This is a genomic window from Micromonospora sp. H61, assembly GCF_018070325.1.
Classification (GTDB): Bacteria; Actinomycetota; Actinomycetes; order Mycobacteriales; family Micromonosporaceae; genus Micromonospora; species Micromonospora salmantinae.
In genome coordinates, this window is the sequence record NZ_JAGPXY010000002.1 from 268,037 (window position 1) to 274,078 (window position 6,042).

Sequence of the window (6,042 nt, forward strand, 5' to 3'; positions counted from 1 at the left end):
ATCGTGAACCGTTCCAGCCGATTTGAGGAGCGTTCATGACCGACCAGCCACCCCCGCCCACTCCGTCCTCCGGGTCGGGGGAGCCGGACCCGTCCGATCCGTCCTCGCCCGCCGGCAGCCCCGGCCCGGCCGGTCCGCCGCCCGGCTGGGGGCCGGGCATGCCCCCGGCCGGCCCGTCCTCCGGCCCCGCCGGTCCGCCGCCCGGCTGGGATCCCGCGCAGGGTTCCTGGGGTGCGGCCCCGCCACCGCAGGGCTGGGCGTTCCCGCCCACCGGGGGCTACCCGCCCGGGTCGGGTCCCTACGGCGGGCAGCCGTGGTACCCGGGGCCGCCGGTCGGCTGGTACCCGCCGGGTCACGGGTTCGACCCGAACGACGCCCTGGTCACGCCGCCCGGCGCCGGTATCGGCGGCTGGTTCAACCGGTGCGGGGGAGCGCTGCGCCGGGGCTGGCGGCAGTTGGTGCCGATCATGCTGCTCACCCAGGTGCTGCCGGCGGCGGTGCTCTCGGTGGTCTCCTTCGGGCTGGACCCGTCGGCGAAGTGGGCCGCCCAGGCCGAATCGACGTCGACCCCCGCGCTGCCGGACAATTTCGCCGCCGAACTGCTGAGCCTCCTGGTCCTGCTGGTCGGCGGCAGCGTGGTGGTCGGGTTGGTGCAGGCCGTCGGCTGGGCCGCCGGCACCTGGGTGATCACCAAGCAGGCGGCCGGTCAGCCGGCCAGCCTGGAGGCCGCGCTGCGCTACGGCCTGCGTCGGGCACTCGGGCTGTGGGGCTGGACCCTGTTGGTCAGTCTGCTCATCGGCGTCGGTGTCTGTTTTTGCGTGCTGCCGGGCATCTACCTGGCCTTCGCGCTGAGCATGGCCGGTCCGGTCTATCTCTTCGAACGGCACAACCCGATCGGTCGATCGTTCCGGATGTTCCACGACCGGCTCGGCCTGCTGCTCGGACGGGTGGCCCTGGTGGCCGCGGCGGTGATCGTCGGCACCCTGATCCCCGGTGCCCTGGAAGGAATCGGCACCTCCCCGCTCGGAACGGACCCGTTCTCCTCGGCCGGCACCGCCGCCGGGGCGGTGGTGGTGATCGGGATCACCGCCGTGCTGGCCCTGCCGGCTCACCTCGCGCAGATGATCGGTCTGCTGGTGACGTACGCCGAGCAGCGTGCCCATGAGGCGCCGGTGAACAGCGCTGGACTGGCTGCGGAACTCGGCTGAGCGGCGGCATCGTGCTTGCACTCGGCAGGTGAGAGTGCTAAACAAGTCATTGGCACTCGCATACCGTGAGTGCCAATGGTCGGGACGGTGGGGCCAGGTTGCACCGGCGTGGAGACGCCGGGGCGGCACATGGCCGGTCGTCGCGGGCTATCCGGCCCGGCCGAAGGACGTCGTCGTCGCCAGGTGGCGACGTCCCAAGGTGCGTACACCAGGCGGCCCATCCGGGGCACACATCTCGGGTGGCCCGTGAGTGTCCAGGAGGACAACGCCGTATGGCCAAGATGATCGCGTTCGACGAAGAGGCGCGCCGCGGCCTCGAGCGGGGCATGAACCAGCTCGCCGACGCCGTAAAGGTGACCCTCGGCCCCAAGGGCCGCAACGTCGTGCTCGAGAAGAAGTGGGGTGCCCCCACCATCACCAACGATGGTGTGAGCATCGCCAAGGAGATCGAGCTCGAGGACCCGTACGAGAAGATCGGCGCTGAGCTGGTCAAGGAGGTCGCCAAGAAGACCGACGACGTTGCCGGTGACGGCACGACGACGGCGACCGTCCTGGCCCAGGCCCTGGTTCGCGAGGGCCTGCGCAACGTGGCCGCTGGCGCCAACCCGATGGCCCTGAAGCGGGGCATCGAGGCCGCGGTCCTGAGCGTCTCGGAGGAGCTGTCCAAGCTCGCCAAGGACGTCGAGACCAAGGAGCAGATCGCCTCCACCGCCTCCATCTCCGCTGGCGACAGCACCGTCGGCGAGATCATCGCCGAGGCGATGGACAAGGTCGGCAAGGAAGGCGTCATCACCGTCGAGGAGAGCAACACCTTCGGGCTGGAGCTGGAGCTCACCGAGGGTATGCGCTTCGACAAGGGCTACATCTCGGCCTACTTCATGACCGACCCGGAGCGTATGGAGGCCGTCTTCGACGACCCGTACATCCTGATCGCCAACAGCAAGATCTCGTCGGTGAAGGACCTGCTCCCGATCCTGGAGAAGGTCATGCAGTCGGGCAAGCCGCTGCTGATCATCGCCGAGGACCTGGAGGGCGAGGCCCTCGCCACCCTGGTGGTCAACAAGGTCCGTGGCACCTTCAAGTCGGTCGCCGTCAAGGCGCCGGGCTTCGGTGACCGCCGCAAGGCCATGCTGACCGACATCGCCATCCTCGCCGGTGGTCAGGTCATCAGCGAGGAGGTCGGCCTCAAGCTCGACGCCGCCAGCCTCGACATGCTGGGCCGCGCCCGCAAGGTCGTGGTGACCAAGGACGAGACCACCATCGTCGACGGTGCCGGTGACGCCGAGCAGATCCAGGGCCGGGTCAACCAGATCCGGGCCGAGATCGACAAGAGCGACTCCGACTACGACCGGGAGAAGCTGCAGGAGCGGCTGGCCAAGCTGGCCGGCGGCGTTGCGGTGATCAAGGTCGGCGCGGCCACCGAGGTCGAGCTCAAGGAGCGCAAGCACCGCATCGAGGACGCCGTTCGCAACGCGAAGGCCGCCGTCGAGGAGGGCATCGTCCCGGGTGGTGGCGTCGCGCTGGTGCAGGCCGGCAAGACCGCCTTCGACAAGCTCGACCTGGTCGGCGACGAGGCGACCGGCGCGAACATCGTCAAGGTCGCGCTGGACGCCCCGCTGCGGCAGATCGCCGTCAACGCCGGCCTTGAGGGCGGCGTCGTGGTGGAGAAGGTCCGTAACCTCGAAGCGGGTCACGGTCTGAACGCCGCCAACGGCGAGTACGTCGACCTGCTGGCCGCGGGCATCATCGACCCGGCCAAGGTGACGCGCTCGGCGCTGCAGAACGCCGCTTCCATCGCGGCGCTCTTCCTCACCACTGAGGCCGTTGTCGCGGACAAGCCGGAGAAGAACCCGGCTGCCCCGGCTGGCCCGGGTGGCGGGGACATGGACTTCTGAGTCCAGTTTCGACACCGAACGGGGCGGGCCGCTGACGCGGTCCGCCCCGTTCGTCGTCAGGTCGGTAGTGGGCGCTGGTTGCGCCGCTTCTGCGCCCGGCTGTACGGCGGAGGCAGTTTGATCGGCGCGTCCACCATCTCCTGCGGTTCCTCGGCCACCGACGGCTCGCCGTCGGTGGTCATCTCGGCCAGTTGCTCGGCGTCGCCGTAGTCGAGCCTGTCGAACGGCAGTTGGCCGGGGAGTTCACCGACCGGTTTCCAGGTGATCGGCGGGCCGTCCTCGGTCTGGTTGTCATCCGTGGTCATGGCTGCCTCCTCTACCGAAACGGTAGGGGGCGTCGATGGGCCGATGCGGGCGAATGGATCCATGTCCTGTTTGCCCTGTTTATCCCCTGGACAGGGTTCGCCGGTACAGGAAGAAGACCCGTTCGATCCACGCCCCCGCGCTGCCCGAATAGAACGGCACCGGTCCCACCCAGCCGATCTGTGCCCGGTCCAGCCCCGCCGCCCGCTGGTCGCGCAGGCAGCGTCGCAACAGCACCCCACCGATGCCCGAGCCCTCTGCGGCCGGCGCGGTGCCCATCGGCCCGAACCAACTCGGCCGCGACGACCCGTACGCGGCGAAGCCGAGCACCTCGCCGTCCCGCTCCGCCAGGTGGCAACCGGCGTCGGCGCGTCCCACCGACCCGGCCAGCTCGCCGTCCCACGTTCCGCCGAAGGTGGACCGGGCGAACGCGATCAGCGCCGGCAGGTCCGCCGGCTCCGCCCGGCGTACCGTGACGCCCTGATCGGCCAGTCGCCGCTCCGCCGCCTCGGTGGAGCGCAGTGCCGGCGACCCGTCGTACGACAGGTCCGCTGTCATGTTCCAGGCGGTCCGGTCCTGCTGGTAGCCGAGCGCGAGGGCGGCGCAGACCGCCGGCGTGTAGCGGACGTCGATTCCCGGCCACGCGTAGTACGGCGGGTTTCCGGCCAGCAGCACCTCGGTCGCCCCGCGCTCGGCGAGCACCCGTTCGGCCCGCTGGAGCAGCGCCCGGCCGACGCCCCGACGCCGCTGATCCGCAAGGACCGCGACCAGGTCCACGTGCCCGATCCCCGGCTCGGTCGACGACACCGAACAGATCAGCACCCCCACCAGGTCCGCACCTCGGTACGCGCCCAGCCCGACCACCGGCCGGTCGGCGGTGGCCCGGGTCCAGAGCACGTCCACGATGGCAGCCGCCTCGGCGGCGTCCTCGGGCAGGTCGAGAGCCTGCTGGCAGAGCTGTACGACGCTGGTGACCAGGTCGGCGGTCAGCTCGGTGACGGTGATCTCGGCGTCCATGGTCGCCGACCCTAGATCACCGGCTGTCGGGCCGCACCCTCGGCTCAGCACCTCAGGAAGGAAACCTGCCTATTGCTGGGCGGCGCGAACGGCGGCGTAGGCGTCGACCTGGCCGGCGCCGGTGACGTTCGACGGGGCACCGCAGGCGTCGGAGGGGCTGTCGGAGCGATAGGTGGGCGTCGCCGCCGTGGCGGTGTCCCGAAGGATCTGCCGGGTCCGGGTCACGTCACCGACCAGCGCCGGGTTCGCCGACCACATCAGCGCGACCACCCCGGCCACCTGTGGGGTTGCCATCGACGTGCCGTCCAGGGCGGCGTACGTGCCGCCCGGCATGGCCGACACCACCTTCACCCCCGGTGCCAGCACGTCCGGTTTACCCGAGCCGCCCGGCGCCGGCCCGCGCGAGGAGAACTCGGCGACCCGCCGCTGGGCGTCCACTGCGCCCACTGTCAGCACGTCCGGGTACGGGGCGGGCGGATCGTCGATCGACGCGCACCAGGGGCCGGTGTTGCCGGCCGCGGCGACCACGAAGATCCCGGCGGCGTCGAGGGCGGCGGTGGCCGGCCGCAGAACGCGCTGGTCGCAACCCTCGATGGGCGGGCAGCCCCACGAGTTGGTCAGCACCTGCGGGGCGCGCTCCGGACGGCCGTCGGTGAACGGGTCGCCGCCGGCCGGGAAGGGCGCCAACATGAACTGGAGACAGTCCAGGTAGTGCGCGGGGCTGCCCAGGTTGCGGTCCAGATTGACGCAGCCCACCCACTGCGCGTCCGGCGCCACCCCGATGCCGTCCCGCCCGACCGCGCTGCCCACCGTGTGGGTGCCGTGCCCGCCCTGGTCGGTCGGGCTCCGGGTGTCGTCCCACGGGTCGTACCAGGAGTCGTCCCCACCACGGAACCCGGCTCGTAGCGCCGGATGGGCACCGTCCACCCCCGAGTCGGAGCTGCCGACCACGATGCCCGTGCCGGTGACCCGGAGTTGGGACCACACCCGGTCGGCGCCGATCTGGCGGATGTTCCACTCCGGGCCGGTGGGCTTGGGCAGGGTGCCCCGGTTCTGCCCGGCCGGTGCCGGCAGCGGTCGCAAGCGCTGGCTGACCAGCACCCGCGCCACCTCCGGTCGGCGGGCGAGCCAGGCCCGCACCGCCGGGCCGCCGTCCACCTCGACCGCGTTGACCAGGTAGTACGACACCGGGTCGAGGCGCAGCCGGTTCAACCCCCGCAGCAGGTCGCCCTGGCTCTGCTCGGCGGTCGTCACCAGCCGCCGGTAGACCTCGGCCGCGCGAGCGTCCCGCCCGGCCCGACCCGGCGCGGCGGCCGGAAGATCGCTCAGGTCGGCCTGCGTACGCAGCACCACGAACAGCCGCTCGCCGTGCAGGCCCGGCTGGCCGGGGCCGAGGTCGACCGCCCCGACCGCCACCAGCAGCACCACGGCCGCCACCGCGGCGACCCGCCTGCTCGGGGGGCGTGCCGTCGGCCGGGCGAGCAGCACCGCGTACCCGATGGCGACCAGTACCGCGACGGCGAGCCCGACGCCGGCGGCGGCCGCCACCCAGAACGGAATGTCCCGGGTGCCGACCAGCAGCAGGCTGATCTCTTCCGGGTCGGTGAAGGCCAGCGGGC

The 6,042-nt window shown here is 71.7% G+C and carries 5 protein-coding genes; 2 read left to right on the forward strand and 3 right to left on the reverse strand.

Annotated features, from left to right (window positions below; genetic code table 11):
• The first annotated feature begins 35 nt into the window (after positions 1 to 35).
• The gene (locus KBX08_RS02750) at positions 36 to 1,208 is read left to right on the forward strand and encodes a hypothetical protein (RefSeq protein ID WP_210780911.1); all 1,173 of its coding nucleotides are present in this window, start codon (positions 36 to 38) and stop codon (positions 1,206 to 1,208) included.
• A 272-nt stretch (positions 1,209 to 1,480) separates the two neighbouring features.
• Entirely contained in the window at positions 1,481 to 3,103 is a 1,623-nt protein-coding gene (gene groL, locus KBX08_RS02755) for a chaperonin GroEL (RefSeq protein ID WP_210780912.1), read from the forward strand.
• Between the two features lie 56 nt (positions 3,104 to 3,159).
• Here the strand turns inward: groL and KBX08_RS02760 are convergent, their stop codons facing one another.
• The 3 genes from KBX08_RS02760 to KBX08_RS02770 form a co-directional block, all read right to left on the reverse strand.
• The gene (locus KBX08_RS02760; protein ID WP_210780913.1) at positions 3,160 to 3,408 is read right to left on the reverse strand and encodes a hypothetical protein; all 249 of its coding nucleotides are present in this window, start codon (positions 3,406 to 3,408) and stop codon (positions 3,160 to 3,162) included.
• Positions 3,409 to 3,487: 79 nt separating this feature from the next.
• Complete coding sequence (locus KBX08_RS02765) at positions 3,488 to 4,423, reverse strand: GNAT family N-acetyltransferase (RefSeq protein ID WP_210780914.1); 936 nt, start codon at positions 4,421 to 4,423, stop codon at positions 3,488 to 3,490.
• A gap of 69 nt (positions 4,424 to 4,492) precedes the next feature.
• The coding region (locus KBX08_RS02770) for a S8 family serine peptidase (protein ID WP_210780915.1) at positions 4,493 to 6,042 on the reverse strand (1,550 nt) is incomplete at its 5' end.